The following is a 20254-nucleotide window of genomic DNA, read 5'->3' as shown; positions in this document are numbered from 1 at the left end:
CATGAAGATAATTTTATACGGACGAAAAGGACATGCTTATACGGTAGCCTTTAAAAATTTCTTAAATTCTACAGATGAACCTTATATTTTTAAAGATGTTGCTCTAGATGCAGAGGCAAGAGAACACAGCAAAGAGTTGTACAACGGAGCCGTAAAATATCCAACATTATTTATTAATGATGCTGTGTACTTAACTCCAACCACAGAAGAATTTAATAAAATTATGCAAGATTTAAAGTTGAGAGCATAAAGTTTTTTATCGTGTAGATTTTAGAGGCAGGAGATTAGATTATGGATATGAGCTTTTAGATTTAAAAGAGACAGGAATAAAGAGCTAAAAGCAAGATTCAGGAGCCACGAGACAGGATAATAGGTTTTATATATGAGCTTTTAGATTTAAAAGAAACAGGAGTCAGAAGCTAAAAGCCAAAAGAATCAAGAGCCACGAGACAAGAGAATAGGTTTACATATGAGTCTTTAGATTTAAAAAGATAAGAATCAACAGCTAAAAGCCAAAAGCAAGATTCATGAGCCAAGAGATAAGGGAATAGGTTTATATATGAGTCTTTAGATTTAAAAGAATCAAGAGCCAAGAGCCAAGAAATTGAGATAATAATTTGAGATTAAAGAATATTTCTAGTATTATTTTTTATTTTTCTACCACTAACCACTAACCACTAACCACTAACCACTAACCACTAACCACTAACCACTAACCACTAACCACTAACCACTAACCCCTAACCACTAACCACTAACCCCCAACCCTAAACACCAAACACTAAACACTAAATATGGGAGATATTTCTAAAGATATTAATTCGAAGTTTGTAAATAACAAAGTAAAGGCGCTCATCAATATAAAATATACAGCAAATTGGTTGAGCAGCAAAGAGAATGAATTTTTTAAGCCGCACGGAATTTCGCCTCAACAATACAATATTTTAAGAATTTTACGAGGAGCAAAAGACCGAATTAAAGTGCAAATTGTAAAGGACAGAATGATCGAAAGGGCGCCAAATGCAACCCGTTTAATGGATAAATTATGTGATAAAAAACTAATTGAAAGGGAACGTTGCGAACATGATCGAAGAGTGGTTTATGTGAAAATTAACGAAGTAGGATTAGAGTTATTATTAGCCATAGATAACAACGAAAATGTGTCTTTTTTAGAGAACATTACCGAAGAAGAAGCCATTATATTAACTAATTTATTAGATAAAATTAGATAAAAAAAATTTAAAAAAATATTTTCCTTGGAAAATAAATGAAACGAAGATACTACAGAAATGTTAGTTCGTGTCATTTCAACTTTTTATCCGAATTGTATCGAGAACACACAAATAGTCCGCAACTATGAAAAAATATAAAACAATACAGTATAAAGTAGCAAGTCCGTTTGTAAATATGGGAGCATTAAAATTGCGTCAACCGCTACCAACAGCGGGAATTGAAAATGTAGATCCGTTTTTATTATTGCATCATTATGGTCCTTACGCAATTAGCGAATTTTCAAATCCGTTTGATTTAGGCGCACATCCTCATCGAGGTTTTGAACCGATTACCTTATTATTTAAAGGCGAGCAATTGCATCGAGATTCTCTGGGCAATGACATGGTGGTAAAAGCAGGCGGAGTGCAATGGACAACTGCAGGACGAGGAATTGTGCACGCAGAAGCACCAACCAAGGAGTTTGTGAAAAAAGGAGGTGATTTAGAAGGAATTCAATTGTGGTTAAATTTGCCAGCAAAAGATAAAATGATGCCCCCAAATTATCAACATTTAGAAGATTCACAAATTCCGAAGATATTTTCTGAGGATAAAAAAGTGCAATTAAATGTAATTGCAGGAAATCAATTAACAGAAAAAGGATTGATAAAAACTCAAACGGCTGTCAATGTTTTTACTGCAAATGCCGATGAAAACGGAAGTATTGAAATTGAAATTCCAGAAAGTCATCAATCTTTAATCTATTTATTAGAAGGTGAAATTTTGGTAAATGATGCTGAAGTTTTAAAGAAAGGAAAAAATCAAATGATTACGTTTCATCAAGATGGAAATACAATCAAATTTGAAGCGAAGGAGAAAAGTACAATTCTAATCCTTTCAGGAGAGCCTATCAAAGAGAAAATAACGCAATATGGTCCTTATGTGATGAACACGCAAACCGAAATTTTAGAAGCGATGCGAGATTATCAGCAAGGAAAAATGGGCTATTTATAGTATTATTTGGGCGTTCCTTTGTCCTGAAAGCATTCAGGACTAAAGTCGCGCTTTCGGCAGTCGCTATTTTCTGAAAAAGAAAATGAGCTTCAACAAATGCCTTAATCCCTAACGCAAAAAAATAAAAGGAAATCAAAATGAAAAAAGTACTACACAAAGCAGCAACAAGAGGATCAGCAAATCATGGTTGGTTAAAATCGTACCATACATTCAGTTTTGCCAATTATCAAGATTCAGAAAGAATGAATTTCGGAATGTTACGGGTATTAAATGATGATATCGTGCAACCAAAAATGGGATTTGGTGAACATCCGCATAGAAATATGGAAATTATTTCTATTCCCATTTTAGGTGCACTTTCTCACAAAGATAGTATGGGGAACAAACGTTCTATAGAAGTAGGCGAAGTGCAGGTAATGAGCGCAGGAACTGGTGTAACGCATTCAGAATTTAATGATAGTACAACAGATGCTGTTCATTTTTTACAACTCTGGATTCTTACAGAATCAGAAAATATAACACCCGTATATGATCAAAAGTTTTTTGATGAGGCAGGGAGAAAAAATAAATTCCAAACATTGGTTTCTCCAAAAAGTAAAAAAGTAGAAGGTTCATTAACAATAAACCAGCAAGGTTCACTCTCTATGATTGATTTAGATAGCGACTTTGAGATTGATTATCAACTTAAAAATGGAGCCTATTTTTTCTTAATTGATGGTGAAGTTTCGATAGAAGAAATTAGTTTAGGAAAGCGAGATGCTGTTGGTATTTCTGAAGTAGAAAAGGTATCTATAAAGGCAACTAAAAAAAGTAAACTACTAATTATCGATGTTCCTATGAGCTAGACGAGCTAGCTGCGTAATTAGATTACAAATAAAACCCTATTCTCATAAAAAGAACAGGGTTGTATTGCAAAGTGACGCAAAACAAATCAAATATTTTGAATTCATTAAAGTCATAAAAAATCAACATAGGATTTATTACAACACTATATTCTGATAAAAAGGTAGCAAACCTCTTTGCCGAACGTGAAAAAAAATGTGCTATTAATTGCTAATGTTTTTGATTGTGAATACTTTATTTACTAACAACAATCGATTTTATATTCACAAATTCCTTGATTCCGAAGCCGCCATGTTCTCTGCCAAAGCCAGAATTTTTAACACCTCCAAAGGGCATTGTAGGGTCTGCAATTCCGAATGTGTTAATAAATATCATACCAGTATCAAAGTGATGTTGTGCTAGTTTTTTAGCATTTTCAATATTTTTAGAAAAAATTCCGCCACCTAAACCAAACTTACTATCGTTTGCAATTCGCATAGCATCTTTTTCGTCTTTAGCCATAATTAATGCGGCAACTGGTCCGAACAATTCATCATCATAAGCAGGTTGTCCAGGCTTTACATCGCCTAAAACAGTAACAGGATAATAAAAACCTTTTTCATTCGGAATTTTTCCTTTACATAAAATTTCAGCTCCATTTTTTACACTTTCCTCTACTTGCTCATGCAAGGTTTCTCTTAAATCCTCTCTAGCGATGGGGCCTAATTCTGTTTCTTCTTTTAAAGGGTCGCCAACTATAACAGCTTTCATAGCCTTTACAAAACCCTCTTTAAAAGTTTCGTACACTTTTTCTACAACAATAAATCTTTTAGCGGCGATACAAGTTTCACCATTGTTATAAATTCTACCTTTTACACATTCTTCAATAGCGTTTTTAATATCGGCATCTTCTAAAACAATGTAAGCATCATTACTCCCCAATTCTAAAACTACTTTTTTAAGCTCGGCAGTCGCTTTTTGGCCAATTTTTCTACCTGCATCAGAACTCCCCGTTAAAGTTATACCTCTCACATTTTTGTTTTTAATAATCATGTCAGATTGATCGTGTGAAATAATTAAAGCTTTAAATAAATTTTTTGGTAAACCAGCGGTCACAAATATTTTTTCTAAAAGTTGTCCTGTTCCTGTAACATTTGATGCATGTTTTAGTAACACAGCATTGCCTGCCATTAAGTTTACAATAGCATATCTAATTACTTGGTAAGAAGGGTAATTCCAAGGCTGAATTCCATACACAATCCCAATAGGAGAATAAGCAATAGTTCCTTTATTTCCGTTAGATAAGGTACGCTCTTCATTCTGTAAGTTTTTAGGACCATTTTCGGCAGTATATTCACAAATTCCTGCACATAAATCTACTTCTGTTTCACTTTGACTTATTAATTTACCCATTTCTTGGGTCATTAGCTTCGCTAAGTCGTCTTTATGCTTTATTAATTCTTTCCCTATTAACTGAATAATTTTAGCACGATTTTCAATATATTCATGTTTCCATTCTAAAAATGCTTCTTGACAATTATCAATACTTTCTTTGAGTTCTTTATCAGACAAATGAGGAAACTCATTTATCTTTTCTTCGGTTGCTGGGTTTATTGTAATAATTTTTTCTTTGCTCATTTTGTAATATTTTTGTTCAAAAAGTGAATTTTGAACATGATTTTTATTCGTTTTAACAAAACTAGCTTTAAACTAAAGTTCTATTTAACTCATTTGCTGTTGTATTTAACTGTAATAGTTTTAAATTTTAAATTGTTCTTGTCTGATAAAAGAATCAAGTTTGTTTCGCTTTTAGAGCCAAGAACCAAGACTTGATTATAACTATCTGACAAACAAACATGACTACAATAAAAATAGTTTACTTTCTATTGATGAAATTATTTTGAAAAAAGTAAGTTGTTATTTAAAAAATTCATGGAATCTTTTATTTGGAAAGGGTTTATCAAGCTAAAAATATTTTTTATCGGACACCAGTGATATTCTTTAAAAAACTTATCTTTTTAATGTCACGAAATAAGAGTATCTTTCCGTTTGCTATGCATGCATAGTAAATTCAAGATAATATAAATGAAATATAAGCATATTTTTGAACCATTAGATTTAGGTTTTACCACTTTAAAAAATAGAATTTTAATGGGTTCTATGCATACAGGTTTAGAAGAGGAGAAAAACGGAATAGAAAAAATAGCAACTTATTATGCAGAAAGAGCAAAAGGTGGCGTAGGCTTGATTATTACAGGTGGAATTGCACCCAATATACAAGGTTGGACGGGGCCGTTTGCAGCAAGAATGTCTAGTGAAAAGCACGCAATTCATCATCAAAAAATAACAGAAGCTGTTCACAAAGAAGGCGGTAAAATTTGTATGCAAATTTTGCATTCAGGGCGTTATGGATACCATCCATTTAATGTGGCTCCGTCAAAAATAAAATCACCCATAACACCTTTTAAACCTTTTAAATTAACGCAAGCTGGCATCAAAAGAACTATTCGTGATTTTGTAAATAGTGCAGAACTTGCTAAAATGGCTGGTTATGATGGGGTAGAAATTATGGGCTCTGAAGGCTATTTAATCAATCAATTTATTTCGAAAAGAACCAATAAAAGAACAGATAATTATGGCGGTGCGTATGAAAATAGAATGCGTTTGCCTATTGAATTGGTAAAACAAACGAGAGCAGCTGTGGGTAAAGATTTTATCATTATCTACAGATTATCGATGTTAGATTTGGTAGAAAACGGAAGTTCTTGGGAAGAAGTAGTTCAACTAGGAAAAGAAATTGAAAAAGCAGGAGCGACAATCATAAACACAGGAATAGGATGGCATGAAGCTCGAATTCCTACGATTTCAACGTCAGTTCCGAGAGGAGCTTTTACATGGGTTACTAAAAAAATGAAAGAAGAATTATCAATTCCGTTGATAACTTCAAACAGAATTAATATGCCAGAAACTGCTGAAAAAATTCTATCCGAAGGCGATGCAGACATGATTTCTATGGCACGTCCGTTTTTAGCAGACCCAGAGTGGGTAAATAAGGCAGCAGCAGAAAAAGCAGACGAAATTAATACTTGTATTGGTTGTAACCAGGCTTGTTTAGATCACGTTTTTCAGCGCAAAGTAGCAAGTTGTTTGGTAAACCCTAGAGCCTGCCATGAAACCGAATTGAACTATCATCCAACAAAAAATAAGAAAAAAATTGCTGTAATTGGTGCTGGTCCTGCAGGGTTAGCAACATCAACTATTGCTGCACAAAGAGGGCATGAAGTTACCTTATTTGATGCGGATAAAGAGGTAGGTGGACAGTTTAATATGGCAAAACAAATACCAGGTAAAGAAGAATTTTACGAAACGATTCGCTATTTTAAAAGACAAATTGAGTTACACAAGGTTACTGTAAAATTAAAGACAAAAGTTTCTGTAGAGGACTTATTGAAATCTGATTTTGATGAAATTATTATTGCAACCGGAATTAAACCAAGAACTTTAAACATTGAAGGAATTGAGCATCAAAAAGTAGTAAGTTATATTGATGTCTTAAAACATAAAAAACCAGTAGGTAAAAGAGTGGCTGTAATTGGGGCAGGTGGCATTGGTTTTGACGTTTCAGAGTATTTATCTCATGAAGGCGAATCATCAACTTTAAATATTGATACTTGGTTAAAAGAATGGGGTATTGATAAATCTTTAAAAGCTAGAAGTGGCACAGAAGGTATACTGCCAGAGTTTCATCCATCGCCAAGAGAAATTTTTATGTTTAAAAGAAGTAAAGGTAAGTTTGGCGGTAATCTTGGTAAAACCACAGGTTGGATTCATCGATCTAGTTTAAAGAAAAAGAAAGTGCAATTTATTGGTGAGGTTTCTTACACAAAGATTGATGATCAAGGGCTGCATTATGTTCAAAATGAAGAAGCTAAAATACTCGCAGTAGATCATATTGTTATTTGCGCAGGTCAAATGCCTTTTAAAGAACTTTATCAACCATTATTAGATGCCAATAAAAAGGTTCATATAATTGGCGGTGCAGATTTTGCATCAGAATTAGATGCAAAGAGAGCCATTGATCAAGGGGCAAGATTAGCGGCAACCTTATAAGGTTTTTGTTTTTTTTGTAAATACTGTTCATTCAAAACTTTTTGGAGTGTATTTAACTGTATTTTTAACAAAATATATAAATTTTATTTATGAAATCATTTTCTTTCGAGGAAATTACGTCACTCGTAAACGGTGAGCTTATAGGAAACTGTAAAGACAAAATATACGCACCAGAACAAATTGAACATGCAAAAAAAGGGGATGTTACGGTTATCGGAAATTCTAAATATGCGCGTTTGTGGGAAACTTCAAACGCAAGTATCGCTATTGTTTTTGAACAAATAAAAATTAAACCAGGAGAAGGAAAAGGATTTGTGAAAGTGAAAAATCCTGATTTGGCAATGGCTATTCTTTTAGAAGCTTTTGAGCCAGATTCGCCATATTTTGAAACAGATATTCATCCAACAGCCGTAATAAGCAAAACTGCAAAAGTAGGAATTGGTTGTAAAATTGGTGCAAATAGCTATATTGGTAAAAATGTTACGCTAGGAGAAAATGTACTCATTTATCCGAATGTTGCTATTTTTGATGATAGCGTAATTGGAGATGAGACCGTGGTTTGGTCGGGAACTGTTATTAGAGAGCGCAGTAAAATTGGGAGTCATTGTATTTTTCATGCAAACGTAAGTATCGGTGCAGATGGTTTTGGTTATACGGCAAGTGCCGATGGCAGAGGTTTGGTGAAAATAAAACATATTGGTAACGTCGTTATCGGCGATGCTGTAGAGATTGGTGCTAATTCATGTATTGATCGTGGTAAATTTAGTGCTACTACCATAGGTGATGGTTGTAAGATTGATAATTTAGTTCAAATAGGCCATAATTCTGTGTTAGGAAAATGCTGTATAATGGCTGGAAACAGTGGGTTAGCAGGTTCTGTAACTCTTGGAGATGGGGTTATTATTGGCGGAAGTGCTTCGATAAAAGATCATGTTACGATACATTCTGGTGCAAAAGTAGGTGCTGGTTCTGGGGTTATAAGTGATGTTGCCGCTGGCAAAACAGTAGTTGGGTATCCGGCTTGCGATTCTAGAGAAAAAATGAAACAATGGGTTGCTTTGCGCAAACTTGTAAGAAATTAATTGTTCATTTTTTTTGACTTGTTTAATTTAGATATTTTTTATCAAACCTATAATTTGACAATACCATATAAATAACGATATTTGTCGATCAATTAAGTTATTAAGAAATATGGGAATGAATAAAAATACGGTTCTTGGTTGGGCAACTCTTTTAATGCTTATTATGGGTGTTGTTCTAATCTTACTAGGTGCTTACAGATACAAAGATGTTGCTGGTTGGGGTTTTGCAACTGTAGGAATTGGTTTTTTCTGTATAGCCTGGGTTTTTAACGCGTTAAAAGGAAGAGTTTAAAAAGGAAGTCTACAGTTTTCAGTAGCAGTTTTTCAGTATAAATTTTATAAACAAGAAAGATAATGAGTGATGATAAGAAAGTAATCTTTTCGATGAATAAGCTTTCAAAAACCTATCAATCGACAGGAAAGCAAGTTTTAAAAGATATTTATTTAAGTTTTTTCTACGGTGCAAAAATTGGTATTCTTGGTTTAAATGGATCAGGAAAATCGACATTATTAAAAATTATTGCAGGTGTAGAAAAGAATTTTCAAGGAGATGTAACGTTTTCTCCTGGCTATAATGTTGGGTATTTAGAACAAGAACCACAATTAGATCCTGAAAAAACGGTTTTAGAAATTGTAAAAGAAGGCGTTGCAGAAACAGTGGCAATTCTAGATGAATACAATAAAATAAACGACCTATTTGGTTTAGAAGAAGTGTATTCAGACGCCGATAGAATGGAAAAACTCATGAACCAACAAGCAGAGCTGCAAGATAAAATTGATGCTGCAAATGCCTGGGAATTAGACACCAAACTAGAAATAGCAATGGATGCTTTAAGAACACCAGATTCTGATAAAAAAATAGGTGTACTCTCTGGAGGTGAAAAAAGACGGGTTGCCTTGTGTAGATTGTTATTGCAAGAGCCAGAAATTTTATTATTAGATGAACCAACAAACCATTTAGATGCAGAATCTGTGCATTGGTTAGAGCACCATTTAGCACAATATAAAGGAACTGTAATTGCCGTTACGCATGATAGATATTTCTTGGACAATGTTGCGGGTTGGATTTTAGAGCTTGATAGAGGTGAAGGAATTCCTTGGAAAGGAAATTACTCTTCTTGGTTAGACCAGAAATCGCAAAGAATGGCGAAAGAAAGTAAAACTGCTTCGAAACGTCAAAAAACTTTAGAGCGTGAATTAGAATGGGTTCGTCAAGGTGCAAAAGGTCGTCAAACAAAGCAAAAAGCGCGTTTGAAAAACTACGACAAATTAATGAGTCAAGATCAAAAGCAAGTTGATGAAAAGCTAGAAATTTATATTCCGAACGGACCACGATTGGGAACAAATGTAATCGAGGCAAACGGCGTTTCTAAAGCTTTTGGAGATAAATTACTATATGAAAATTTAGAATTTAATTTACCACAAGCAGGAATTGTTGGAATTATTGGGCCAAACGGTGCTGGTAAAACAACGATTTTTAAAATGATTATGGGTGAGGAAAATCCGGATGCAGGAAGTTTTAATGTGGGTGATACTGCAAAAATTGCGTATGTAGATCAAGCGCATTCTAATATTAATCCTGAAAAAACAATTTGGGAAAACTTTTCTGACGGACAAGATTTAGTCATGATGGGAGGAAGGCAGGTAAATTCTAGAGCCTATTTAAGTCGTTTTAATTTTTCTGGGAGTGAGCAAAATAAAAAAGTAGACACGCTTTCTGGAGGAGAAAGAAATAGATTGCATTTAGCAATGACTTTAAAAGAAGAAGGAAATGTGCTACTTTTAGATGAGCCAACAAACGATTTAGATGTAAATACATTAAGAGCATTAGAAGAAGGTTTAGAAAATTTTGCTGGCTGTGCCGTTGTAATTAGTCACGATAGATGGTTTTTAGACAGAGTTTGTACACACATTTTAGCTTTTGAAGGCAATAGTGAAGTGTATTTCTTTGAAGGTTCTTTTTCTGATTATGAAGAAAATAAAAAGAAACGTTTGGGCGGAGATTTAATGCCAAAACGAATCAAGTATAAAAAATTAATACGATAAATAAAATCCTCATTTTAATTAAAAATGAGGATTTTAGTTTTTAATAATTCAAATAAATAATATGAGGTAAATTTATTTATTATTATTGATTTAATTTACAGGAATTACCCCTGTTTTATCTAGAGAAAAACCCCGCTTTTTTAAAGTGGGGTTTTCTATGAAATAACGAGTAAGCCGTGTTTTTCTAAAACCTTAAAATCTTTAGCACTCTTTAAGATCTATCGGACTTGTTTCTTGTATTTCTTCTGCTTTTTGTCTTTACTTCGTATTTATTTCTAGTACTCTCTAAAGTTTTCGCTTCATTTCTAGTGCTTTTTTTAAAACTACGTCTTTCTTTTAAAGTTTCTCTTTCTGTTTTTATTGCTGGTGTTCTGTCAGCATCGGTTTTCGAAGTTGTATTTGAATTCCTTGTACTCCTCTTAATTGCTGTATTTCTAGTATTAGTTGTTCTTTGTGGCTTTCGATAAGAATTGTTAGAACTTGTAGCCGAGTTTTTTCTTCTATTATTATTATTATTTACTGAAATTGGCTTTCTTCTTTTTAAAATGGTACTTCTTTTTCCAATTCTTGCATTCGGATTTGCTTGATAGTAATAGAAATTTCTGTCTTCTCTAATTTGCGTATAATTTCTACTAAAATCATTTCTAAAAAAATAAGTGTCATTATAATTACAAATATCGCCAAAGCTAACATTAAATCGTACACCGTTATTGTAATAAAAATTTCTGACGTTGCCATAAAAAACAGGGTATTCCCAGCGATTATAACGCACTCTTAAATCACCAACATTCGTTAATCTTCCTCTAAAATACCGAATAGAAATCGCACCAATTCTTGTAACATTTCCCCGCAAATCGTACCGAAGATGAACATTGCCGATGCTTCTAATTCTACCGTTAAAATCCCGGTGAATACGAACTCTTCTATCATTTGTACGCGTATCAAAATCAAAGTCTCCGTTCGTAAAAATAAAGAATTCCACTCCGTTTTCTATAAAGTTAACAGCATTGTTGTAAGCATAAGTAAAGCTAAAGTTGTTCGCTGTGTTTTGGCTCTTTTTGGCTTCAATAGTTGAAACCATTAAGAGCATTCCTAATAAAATAAAGATTCCTTTTTTCATGTTGTATGGTTTAAGGGTTCTGTCTACTCTAATTGCTTTTCGACTTTCGCATTTCAATAAAAGAAATCCAAAGAGTGTGCCAAAAATGAAATGCTGCATTGTGAGAGCTCTGTTTGTGGGAGTAATAGATTGATTTTTAGCTTATTGATTTTGCGATAAAAATATTTTAGAATGCATAGTTCAGCAATTAATTACTTTTTTATTTAAAGTACATATAGATCTAAAATACCCTTTAGAGATGGGAAAGCAAAATATTAATTGTAAACGGAATGATGCTTTTAAATTTTTATCGAATAAAAGATAAAACCATACAAACTAACGGATGTTTGATAAAAGTTGAATAGTTATAGGTATATTCAGGATGTATTTTATCAACTTTAAAACTTAAAAACAAACAAAACTTGAATAAAACTTTATCAAAAACACCTCGGAGTTCAGAAGAAATGCACTATAATAAACAAAAATTGGTCGTGTACATATTCATTTATTCTTGTCCGATAAATGATGCAAAATTGCTTTGCTTTTAGCACCAAGAGCCAAAACTAGATTATAACTAACCTAAAATTAGATAAAAAAAAAGGATACATTTTTAATTTTAGAATTAATTCTAAAAACAACTGTAGCCCTTTATTTAAAAATGTTTGATTAACTTATCTTATTTTTAATCGGACACTAATGGGTATTCATAAAAATAAGTTGTTTTTGAACAAAAATTTAGAACAAAATTAACACTTATCTGTTGGTAATTAATTTAATTTTATTATCTTAATTAGTTATCCAAAAACAAAAAAATCATGTACTCACAAAATATAAAAAAATCTGTATTAGCAATCACTTTATTACTGTTCTCAATACTAATTTATGGTCAAAATTCTTTACCAATAGCGCACGGTAATGAGATAGATCCGATTTCAGAAATAGAAGATATAAAATTAAAAGCAATATTAAAAAAAGAAATTAACTCAAATAAAACTTGGAAACGTTTAATTGACAGTAAAAAAATGTCGGTTGGTATTGTAGATTTAAGTGATCCTAAAAACTATAGATATGCAGGTTTAAATGATGATTTTATGATGTATGCAGCAAGTTTGCCTAAAATTGCAATTCTTCTGGCTTCTATGGATGCCATTGATAAAGGCGAATTAGACTATACAGATGAAATTAAAAATGATTTAATGTTGATGATTAGTAAATCTAACAATCAAGCATCTACAAGAATGATTGATCGATTAGGTTATGATAAAATAGAGGAGGTTTTAAGATCACCCAAAATTAAATTATATGATGAAGAGACTGGCGGCGGTCTTTGGGTTGGTAAACGATATGCGGCAGCTGGTAAGAGAAATCCTGATCCTATGAAAGGATTAAGTCATGCAGCAACAGCAAGGCAAGTTTGTAGATTTTACTATCAATTAGCACTCGGTAATTTAATTAGTGAAGAGCGCTCAAAAGAAATGCTAGAAATTTTAAAAGATCCAAAATTACATCATAAATTTGTAAACACGTTAGATGTTATTGCACCAACGGCAACCGTTTATAGAAAATCTGGCTCTTGGAAAAACTACCATTCAGATTCTGCCTTGGTTTGGGGTCCTCAAAGAAAGTATATTATTGTAGCTTTAATTGATAGCAATTCAGGAGAACAAATTATTAGAAATTTAGTAAGACCTTTAGAAAAAGTACTTAAAAAGGTAGGTTTAAAATAAATAGGGAGTTAATAGTGCTATGAGAAAATTAATAATGAACGCATTTGGATTAAGAGATGACGAACTGAGCATCTCTTTTTTAATGCTTTTGTATATCTTTATAATCATTACCGTTTTATTAATTGTAAAACCTACCGTAAACGCCCTTTTTGTATCTACTTTAGGTGCAGAAAATTTACCTTTCGGATATTTATTAGTAGCGGTTACGGCAGTTTTAGCTTCCTATTTTTACAATAGCGCAATCAGAGTTTTTTCTTTAGTTAGAGTTGCAGTAATTTCATTAATCACTTTTAGTTTAAGTTTTTTTATTTTAGGTGTTTTCTTAAAATATACATTTATAAATAACTGGATTCTCTATGCTTATTATGTACTTATTTCCTTATTTGCCGTGGTTGCAACTTCGCAATTTTGGTTATTGGCAAATATGGTTTTTAATGCAAGAGAAGCAAGAAGAAATTTTGGTTTTATTGGGGCAGGAGCTATTGCTGGCGGAATTTTTGGAGGCTACTTAACAAGTATTATCGCTTCTAGTTTTGGGAATGAATTTGCAATCTTTTTGGCAGCACTATTCCTTTTAATTTGTATTCCTATATTAAAAAGTATTTGGACTTTAAAAATTCAATATTTAACTATCTTTAAAAGAAAAAAAGTAATTTCGAATCAAGAACGTTTAGAAAACTCTTCTTTACGTGTTATTTCTAAATCGAAACATTTAATATATATCGCCTCTATAACAGGTATTGGGGTTATTGTGGCAAAACTAGTAGATTTTCAGTTTAGTGATTTTGCCGATAAAGCAATATCAGATCCAGATGATTTAGCGGCTTTTTTTGGTTTCTGGTTTTCTACTTTTAATGTGGTTGCGCTAGTAATTCAACTTTTTTTTACCAATCGAGTCTTAACCAGATTAGGGGTTTCCTCTACTTTATTAATATTACCATTAAGTATTGCTTTGGGCGGTTTATTATTTTTAACATTTCCTGAATTGTGGGTTTTAGTGTTGATAAAAGGAATAGATGGTAGTGCAAAACAGTCTTTAAATAAAGCGGCTGTAGAGCTTTCTATAATGCCAATTCCTTTATTAGAAAAAAATCAAGCAAAATCTTATATAGATGTTGTTGTAGATAGTATAGCTGCTGGTTTTGCCGGATTTCTGTTGATTTTTTTAATAAAAAAATTAGATTTAGATTCAACGTATATCACTGTTATTATTTTACTTTTTACATTTATTTGGATTTTATTTATTTACCGATTAAGAGAGGCTTACTTTAATTCTTTTAAATTAAATATAAAAAATTCTCTTTTTTCGGATACAAAAAGCAATAAAAAATTAAGAGAAGAAAACACGATTTCTGATGTGAAAAACATTTTAGAAAACGGAGATGAAACAGCTATTTTAAATATGTTAAATAGATTAAAAGAGTATAAGCAAACTGCTTTTAGTCCTAGAATTATAAAATTGTTAGACCATCCTTCAAATAAAATAAAAGCAAAAGCTATCAAAAATCTTGATGCTTTTGAGAATTTAGATATTTTAGAAAAAATAGAAACATTAGTTTTTGAGAAAGATCCTTTTTTAGTAAATATTGCTTTAAATTATGTTTTAAGACATACACCTACCACAGAAACTTTATTTTTTAAAAAGTATTTAGACCATCAAGAAGAGATAATACGCAATGGTGCTTTACTTTCTTTGGCCAAAGTAAGTTCTAATAACGCAAGATTAGCAGAACAATATCATTTGATAGATCGATTAGAACGTGAAATTCCGATTTTAACATCAGAAGACATTCACACTAAAAAAGAAATTCTATCAACGTTATTAATTAGTATTGCGCTTGCTAGGTTAAGCCCTTATTATATCTATATACAAATACATCTTAAAAGCGAGTCTGGCGCTATTGCGAAGTCGGCAACGATTGCCGCAGGCATTGCATCAGATGAAGTATTTATCAATGATTTACTCGATCTTTTAGAAAATAGAAAGCATCGAAAAAAGGCGATCAAAGCACTCAAAGAATATGGACCAAAAATTATGGACAGTATTTTACAAATAGAGAAAAATAATGAATTGAAACGTTCTATAAGAAAATACATACCCAAAGTAATTGAATCCTTTAATAATGACCAAGCGGCAAAAATTTTATTAAAACTTTTACGTAGTAAAAATGCGATAACACGTTTAGAAGCATCGGTATCACTCAAAAAATTAAGAAAAAATAATGATAATATACAAGTTGGTGCACGCATCATTAAAACTAAAATTGTAAAAGAGAGTAAGTATTACAAAAAAACATTAGAAATTATTAATTCGATACAAAGTGTGGTTTCTGCAGAAATAGAAAGCGAAACAGTAGTCAGCAACAAACTTATATTTAATGCCCGCAAACAAATTATAATTTCTTTAGAAGAATTATTAGAAAATAATTTAAAATGTATTTTTAACTTATTAAGTTTAATTTATAACGAAGAAGATATTAGCATGACGTTTGTGGGTATTAAAAGCGAAATTAAAGAAGCTAGAATAAATTCTTTAGAATTTTTAGACAACATTTTAGAGAGTAAAATTAAAATGAGCGTATTGCCCCTAATAGAAAATTATGTAGTTAATGATGCCCATTTTAGCTCTAAAACCATCGATTTTGAATTGCTTACCGAAGAAAAGTACTTGTTAAGAGTCATGGAAATGGGCGGGTCTCATTTAAAAATTCTTGTTATAAAATATATTGGTCTATCAAAAAACAAAGCGTACATCTCTTTACTTTTACCTTTAAGTAAATTTAAAAATAGTGAAGTTAAAGAATTGGCAACAAGTACGCATCAAAAATTAATATCTTATCAAGGTTAGTTAGTGTCTTTCTCATCTTTATAATCAATCTCTTTAATTTCTGATTTTTTAATGTTTTCTTTAACATTAATAAGATCATCAATTTTGCTAGCCAAGTACAAGTGCGCACCCGCAGAGTTTTTGTTTAAAACATTACTCATTAAACAAACAATATATTTTATACCATTTGGGTGCTCTACAATAATTATAGAGTTCATAAAGTTAAACACATTTCCAGCGTATTTTGCACAATTTGGGTTTTTTGTTTTATCACATTTATATAAACTTCCAGATTTAAAATATACTGCAGCGTTGTCTAACCTTGGCGATTTTGCATATCTAATTCTTCTATCGGTCATATACAGCAAACGCTTCATCTCTAAACTAGATTCTTTATCAACGGCTTTTCCTTGCTCTAGTTTTACTAAAAATTTCATTAGTCCTTTTGTGGTTCCGATACTGCCCCCTTTTCTACCCACATATTTTTCAGGACCTCTTGTAAACATTCCTCCAAGCCTATATTCATCTTCTGCAATACCTAATTTTCTCAAAGGTTCATTTACAACGGTATTTGCTAAATTGGTTAACACATTTCTCGGTGTATTTTTAAAATAATTTTCTGCTTTTTCAGCATCTAAAGAAAAGTACTCTTGCCCAAAAGCAGCCATTAAAATAGCCTCTCTATACATGATACTTGCTGCGCCATTATTACTCACAGAAACCATATGATCTAACCACTCAAAAAGTGAAAATTCATCATTCGCAACTACTTGTCTTTTGATTAATTTATTTTTTTCAATATCATAAATTGGTATGGTGTGCTCGTCTCCTAAACCCCAATATCTGCTAGTAACTCTTATGTTTTTTAAATAACTAACTCTGTCTTCATAAGAATCCGGACATAGTTTTTGAAGTTGATCAAACACGGCTAATAATACGGCAATTTTAGCAACACTTCCTGGCTGATAGCCTACATTTTCTCGATGAGAGGCATACCGTAAATTATCTGGCTTACTCATATCCATCACTGCAAAAGAGAAATTTCCTTCGGGTGTAATTTGCTTAATTTTTCGCTCAAAATTAACATCTGCAATTAATAAATCATGGATGCTATCTGTGGTTTTATTCGTGAGGTTTAGTTGAATGTCGCGTAATTTTTTATAAGCTCCAGCAGGTATTCTGCCATATTTTATGCTATCTAATTGCATCTTTCTTATTTGATACAATCTTTTAATTCCAGAATATTCATACCCATCTATTGGGTATTTTACAAACCCTAAAGAAAGTACGATACAGGTAATTATTAAAATATATTTTTTCTTCATTACTCTATTTTTTCGGTACTATTTATTTTTTTATCGTTCGCTACTTTTGGTGAAATTGAATTTAAATATTCAGAACTTTTGGCTTGTTTATTTTCTACAAAGGGCCTTATTTGAAACAACCACAGTTTGTTATTTTCAAAACCAAGTTCTACATCAAAAGCTTGACTTTTATTGTCTGATTTTTCGCCTATTCTTTTTCTTATTTCTTTTGCAATTTTTCTAATATCATTGATATTTCCTTCATTTAATATTTCATTTTCAAAAGATGTAAAGTATTTTTTTGTTCCTCCTGTATCTGGCAATCGAATATAATCTGCTTGCCTTGCTGGTGCCAATAAAAAGTTTTCATTTTTGGTGATGAGTCTGGTTTCTGCAGATTGGCCGTCTACTGCACCACCAGCACCTCTAGAGAAAGCAACTGTTAAATCGTCTTCTGTACCCGTATTAATCCCTTTTGTAATGAGTACTCCAGAATAGTCTACATCTACACTTGGAATAATCAAAATTGAAGGATATACATTTTCTGGATTCAATAAATATTTTTGTCTCCATTTAAAACTACGTTCTGTATACGCCGAAGCCCAAACTCTTTTAATGCCTTCTAAAATTTTATTTTCATCCTTAATATTAAATAAGGTTAAGTTTAAACCAGCACCTGTAAACTCTTTTAGATCTTCCATGTTGGTATCACTTCTTAAAAAAACAGGAATTTGACCCATATCGTTTTTAAAAGCCGACTGAAAATTGCTTTTTAAATCACTTACAAAATCTGTATTTAATTGAATTTTTAAGATTGCTTTGTGCAGTTTTTCTAAAGAAATTAATACGTAATTTTCTATAACTTCTTCAGAGGTACCCATTTTCTTTTTAGTATCTGCTTCTTTAAAAGCATCGCTTAAATACTGCCAATAGGTTTTGTTTTCGTCTGGCATTTGCAAATTCATATGTGCTTTAAAAACCCCAAAAGGAATAATTAAACCTTCTACAACGTGATCCGGAAAAAGTTGTTTTAACTCGCCTAAATTAGCCGCTTTTGGTCCACATAATTTTCCTGAATCTTTGGCATTTACATTGCGCATGTTTATCACTTTAGAAACTTCTAAACGGATGTCTTTTACAGGTACTTCAATCATATTTTGATTGCGCTCTTTTTTTTCAAAAAGTTTTTGTTCTTCGCCAGTCATATTGTTCGCTGCTTTTAAAATTACATTTCCTTTATGAGAAACTGCATAAAACACTTTTTTACCATTGAACTTTTTTAAAGCCATTAAATTAGCATTTGATAATGCGGCATTCGGAATTCCTAAATTTCTTGCTAATAACTGCACATGAGAAACTAAATTACCTTCAGAAACCGTCATAATACCTGCAACAGGTTTTAAATCTGATGGCGGATTTTGAAAAATATATATTTTGTTGGTGTTTACTTCTATTTCATCCGGATTGCCATCAACTACTACTAATTCTCCAAAAGCATAGCCTGGGTTTAAACCCCGAATAGCACTTTGATTTTCAATAGACATTACATTGTTATTAATATTTGCTGTTTTAGCTACAAAAGCGCCCATTTTGCTTACGGTTTCACCCAAACTTAAGGCAACACTATTACGAACTCGATCATCAATAAAACCGTATGTTAAAGGCTCAAATTTAGTGTAGTTTAAAACATCTTCATTATAATTGGCTTTGATTAACGAGGCACTCCATTCAACAATACTTCTAGAAATTGTTAATAATTCGGTCAGTTCGCCAACAGTTACTTTTTCTTTGCTTGTAAAAGTTTTAAAGTTTTGCTTTATAGTGTTGTACTCCCTGTATTCTAAAAGACCTGAGCCAAATGAAGCGCTAGTAAGTGTCTCTATTTTCTGAACTGTTTCAATTAATGTTGTAGTTTCCCAATTTTGAGTTTCTATGAGTAATAAATTCTCTAGTTGATTACTTATATCTAAAATCTGTAATTTGTCTTTAGATGTTTTAAAATCGGTTATATTGCTGCGAATATTAGCTAATATACTTGCTAAATTTTGCACTATTTTTTGTGATGAATTATCTTTTGTAAAGCTTTTAGAAAAACTTTTAATTTCTTCTAAAACAGCATTATTTCCCTTTAAGTTTATCAACTCATTCTCTATTTTTTTTAGGTTTAACGGCGCATAAAAAAGCTCCATAGTCACTAATAATTTAGTGATGTCTTTTACTTCTTTATTAGAGAGTGTCGCATTATTTTTACTTAAAAAGGCGTTTACTAAAATGATATCAGATTTTTGCGGGTTTCCATGAATTTTAATTCTAACATCCATAAAACTAGAAATGTTCTCTGCTAAAATTTTAGATTCGCTTCTCATTAACTGTCCTAAATTGGTATCGCCATTATGCGGAATATCTTTTAGAGCTTGTCTTATTAAATAGAAATGAGATTTTAATAGTTTTTCATTTTTTAAGATATTTTCAAAAAAATCTTTACCCCAAGCTTCTTCATCTTCTGATTGAATAGCGCCTCTATAATATTGTCCTTTTCTTAAAACCCAACCATCATCTATACTGGCTAAATATTTACCAAATTGATATTGTTTTAATCTGCTGTAATGATTAGAGGCGTCTAAAAAATCATCTGTTTTTGTATCTGCTAAAATTTCGCCAAAAAATAAATGATTCGTTTTTCTTAATAGTAAAGCAGATTCTTTGAAGCTAGCATGTTGTATTCCGCCGCCAATTTCGTCAGGACAAGGATCTTTAGCAACTCTAGTGCTGCCATCTTTACAGAACCATTTTATTCTATAATAAGGACCTCTAATATCACTTTTAAAAGCTTCTATCAATTGTTTAATTTGGGTTGTAGTTTTTTGTTGTCCGTTTATTTTTCCTGAAAAAATAAAGAAAAAGAAAAGAAAAGTAATAAGTAATTGTTTTAGCATTTTTTGTTTTTTTGGGTACAAATTTAGTCTATAAAACAATATAAAAAGTTTAAAATAATATTTAGATGCTCATAAAAT

General features: G+C 31.8%; 14 protein-coding genes. 10 read left to right on the top strand and 4 right to left on the bottom strand.

Annotation, left to right across the window (positions count from 1 at the left end; translation table 11 throughout):
• Nucleotide 1 precedes the first annotated feature (1 nt).
• The 4 genes from ES044_RS03575 to ES044_RS03560 all read left to right on the top strand — a co-directional run bounded on the left by ES044_RS03575 (nt 2) and on the right by ES044_RS03560 (nt 3068).
• A complete protein-coding gene (locus ES044_RS03575) occupies nt 2–250 on the top strand; it encodes a glutaredoxin family protein (RefSeq protein WP_147186894.1) in 249 nt (82 codons plus the stop codon).
• A 544-nt stretch (nt 251–794) separates the two neighbouring features.
• Nucleotides 795–1232: a MarR family winged helix-turn-helix transcriptional regulator gene (locus ES044_RS03570; protein WP_147119559.1), complete on the top strand. Its 438-nt coding sequence runs from the start codon at nt 795–797 to the stop codon at nt 1230–1232.
• A 124-nt stretch (nt 1233–1356) separates the two neighbouring features.
• Nucleotides 1357–2223 carry a pirin family protein gene (locus ES044_RS03565; RefSeq protein ID WP_147186892.1) on the top strand — a complete coding sequence of 289 codons (867 nt, stop codon included), beginning with the start codon at nt 1357–1359 and terminating at the stop codon, nt 2221–2223.
• Between the two features lie 137 nt (nt 2224–2360).
• A complete protein-coding gene (locus tag ES044_RS03560) occupies nt 2361–3068 on the top strand; it encodes a pirin family protein (protein WP_147119561.1) in 708 nt (235 codons plus the stop codon).
• A 232-nt stretch (nt 3069–3300) separates the two neighbouring features.
• Here the strand turns inward: ES044_RS03560 and ES044_RS03555 are convergent, their stop codons facing one another.
• Nucleotides 3301–4683 carry an NAD-dependent succinate-semialdehyde dehydrogenase gene (locus ES044_RS03555; RefSeq protein WP_147119562.1) on the bottom strand — a complete coding sequence of 461 codons (1383 nt, stop codon included), beginning with the start codon at nt 4681–4683 and terminating at the stop codon, nt 3301–3303.
• A 447-nt stretch (nt 4684–5130) separates the two neighbouring features.
• On the opposite strand from ES044_RS03555, the gene ES044_RS03550 reads away from it, so the two are divergent.
• The 4 genes from ES044_RS03550 (at nt 5131) to ettA (ending at nt 10283) form a co-directional block, all read left to right on the top strand.
• The gene (locus ES044_RS03550) at nt 5131–7155 is read left to right on the top strand and encodes an NADPH-dependent 2,4-dienoyl-CoA reductase (RefSeq protein WP_147119563.1); all 2025 of its coding nucleotides are present in this window, start codon (nt 5131–5133) and stop codon (nt 7153–7155) included.
• 89 nt (nt 7156–7244) lie between these two features.
• Entirely contained in the window at nt 7245–8237 is a 993-nt protein-coding gene (gene lpxD / locus ES044_RS03545) for a UDP-3-O-(3-hydroxymyristoyl)glucosamine N-acyltransferase (RefSeq protein ID WP_147119564.1), read from the top strand.
• A 109-nt stretch (nt 8238–8346) separates the two neighbouring features.
• Nucleotides 8347–8529 (top strand): CAL67264 family membrane protein, encoded by a 183-nt coding sequence (locus ES044_RS03540; protein ID WP_147119565.1) that lies wholly within the window; start codon nt 8347–8349, stop codon nt 8527–8529.
• Nucleotides 8530–8591: 62 nt separating this feature from the next.
• Entirely contained in the window at nt 8592–10283 is a 1692-nt protein-coding gene (gene ettA / locus ES044_RS03535) for an energy-dependent translational throttle protein EttA (RefSeq protein WP_147119566.1), read from the top strand.
• Between the two features lie 211 nt (nt 10284–10494).
• Here ettA and ES044_RS03530 read toward each other — a convergent pair whose 3' ends face one another.
• A complete protein-coding gene (locus ES044_RS03530; protein WP_147119567.1) occupies nt 10495–11403 on the bottom strand; it encodes a hypothetical protein in 909 nt (302 codons plus the stop codon).
• A gap of 794 nt (nt 11404–12197) precedes the next feature.
• Here ES044_RS03530 and ES044_RS03525 point away from each other — a divergent pair.
• Both ES044_RS03525 and ES044_RS03520 read left to right on the top strand, forming a co-directional pair.
• Entirely contained in the window at nt 12198–13109 is a 912-nt protein-coding gene (locus ES044_RS03525; protein ID WP_147119568.1) for a serine hydrolase, read from the top strand.
• Nucleotides 13110–13128: 19 nt separating this feature from the next.
• Complete coding sequence (locus ES044_RS03520; protein ID WP_147119569.1) at nt 13129–15957, top strand: Npt1/Npt2 family nucleotide transporter; 2829 nt, start codon at nt 13129–13131, stop codon at nt 15955–15957.
• Here ES044_RS03520 and ES044_RS03515 read toward each other — a convergent pair.
• Together ES044_RS03515 and ES044_RS03510 are read right to left on the bottom strand one after the other, a co-directional pair.
• Complete coding sequence (locus ES044_RS03515; RefSeq protein WP_147186890.1) at nt 15954–17261, bottom strand: serine hydrolase; 1308 nt, start codon at nt 17259–17261, stop codon at nt 15954–15956. The two genes, ES044_RS03520 and ES044_RS03515, sit on opposite strands and share 4 nt — an antisense overlap.
• Nucleotides 17261–20176, bottom strand: a complete 2916-nt coding sequence (locus tag ES044_RS03510; protein WP_147186888.1) for a PEP/pyruvate-binding domain-containing protein — start codon at nt 20174–20176, stop codon at nt 17261–17263. Before ES044_RS03510 ends, ES044_RS03515 begins: the two co-directional genes overlap by 1 nt.
• Between the last annotated feature and the right edge of the window lie 78 nt (nt 20177–20254).

The organism is Polaribacter sp. IC066, assembly GCF_007997085.1.
Classification (GTDB): Bacteria; Bacteroidota; Bacteroidia; order Flavobacteriales; family Flavobacteriaceae; genus Polaribacter.
Note: the sequence above shows the minus strand (reverse complement) of the source record. Positions and strands in the feature narration are given on the sequence as shown.

What these genes read in the sequence shown, in the direction of transcription:
- ES044_RS03575 (WP_147186894.1), top strand. Translation starts at nt 2, where the DNA reads ATGAAGATAATTTTATACGGACGAAAAGGACATGCTTATACGGTAGCC.
- ES044_RS03570 (WP_147119559.1), top strand. Translation starts at nt 795, where the DNA reads ATGGGAGATATTTCTAAAGATATTAATTCGAAGTTTGTAAATAACAAA.
- ES044_RS03565 (WP_147186892.1), top strand. Translation starts at nt 1,357, where the DNA reads ATGAAAAAATATAAAACAATACAGTATAAAGTAGCAAGTCCGTTTGTA.
- ES044_RS03560 (WP_147119561.1), top strand. Translation starts at nt 2,361, where the DNA reads ATGAAAAAAGTACTACACAAAGCAGCAACAAGAGGATCAGCAAATCAT.
- ES044_RS03555 (WP_147119562.1), bottom strand. Translation starts at nt 4,683, where the DNA reads ATGAGCAAAGAAAAAATTATTACAATAAACCCAGCAACCGAAGAAAAG.
- ES044_RS03550 (WP_147119563.1), top strand. Translation starts at nt 5,131, where the DNA reads ATGAAATATAAGCATATTTTTGAACCATTAGATTTAGGTTTTACCACT.
- lpxD (WP_147119564.1), top strand. Translation starts at nt 7,245, where the DNA reads ATGAAATCATTTTCTTTCGAGGAAATTACGTCACTCGTAAACGGTGAG.
- ES044_RS03540 (WP_147119565.1), top strand. Translation starts at nt 8,347, where the DNA reads ATGGGAATGAATAAAAATACGGTTCTTGGTTGGGCAACTCTTTTAATG.
- ettA (WP_147119566.1), top strand. Translation starts at nt 8,592, where the DNA reads ATGAGTGATGATAAGAAAGTAATCTTTTCGATGAATAAGCTTTCAAAA.
- ES044_RS03530 (WP_147119567.1), bottom strand. Translation starts at nt 11,403, where the DNA reads ATGAAAAAAGGAATCTTTATTTTATTAGGAATGCTCTTAATGGTTTCA.
- ES044_RS03525 (WP_147119568.1), top strand. Translation starts at nt 12,198, where the DNA reads ATGTACTCACAAAATATAAAAAAATCTGTATTAGCAATCACTTTATTA.
- ES044_RS03520 (WP_147119569.1), top strand. Translation starts at nt 13,129, where the DNA reads ATGAGAAAATTAATAATGAACGCATTTGGATTAAGAGATGACGAACTG.
- ES044_RS03515 (WP_147186890.1), bottom strand. Translation starts at nt 17,261, where the DNA reads ATGAAGAAAAAATATATTTTAATAATTACCTGTATCGTACTTTCTTTA.
- ES044_RS03510 (WP_147186888.1), bottom strand. Translation starts at nt 20,176, where the DNA reads ATGCTAAAACAATTACTTATTACTTTTCTTTTCTTTTTCTTTATTTTT.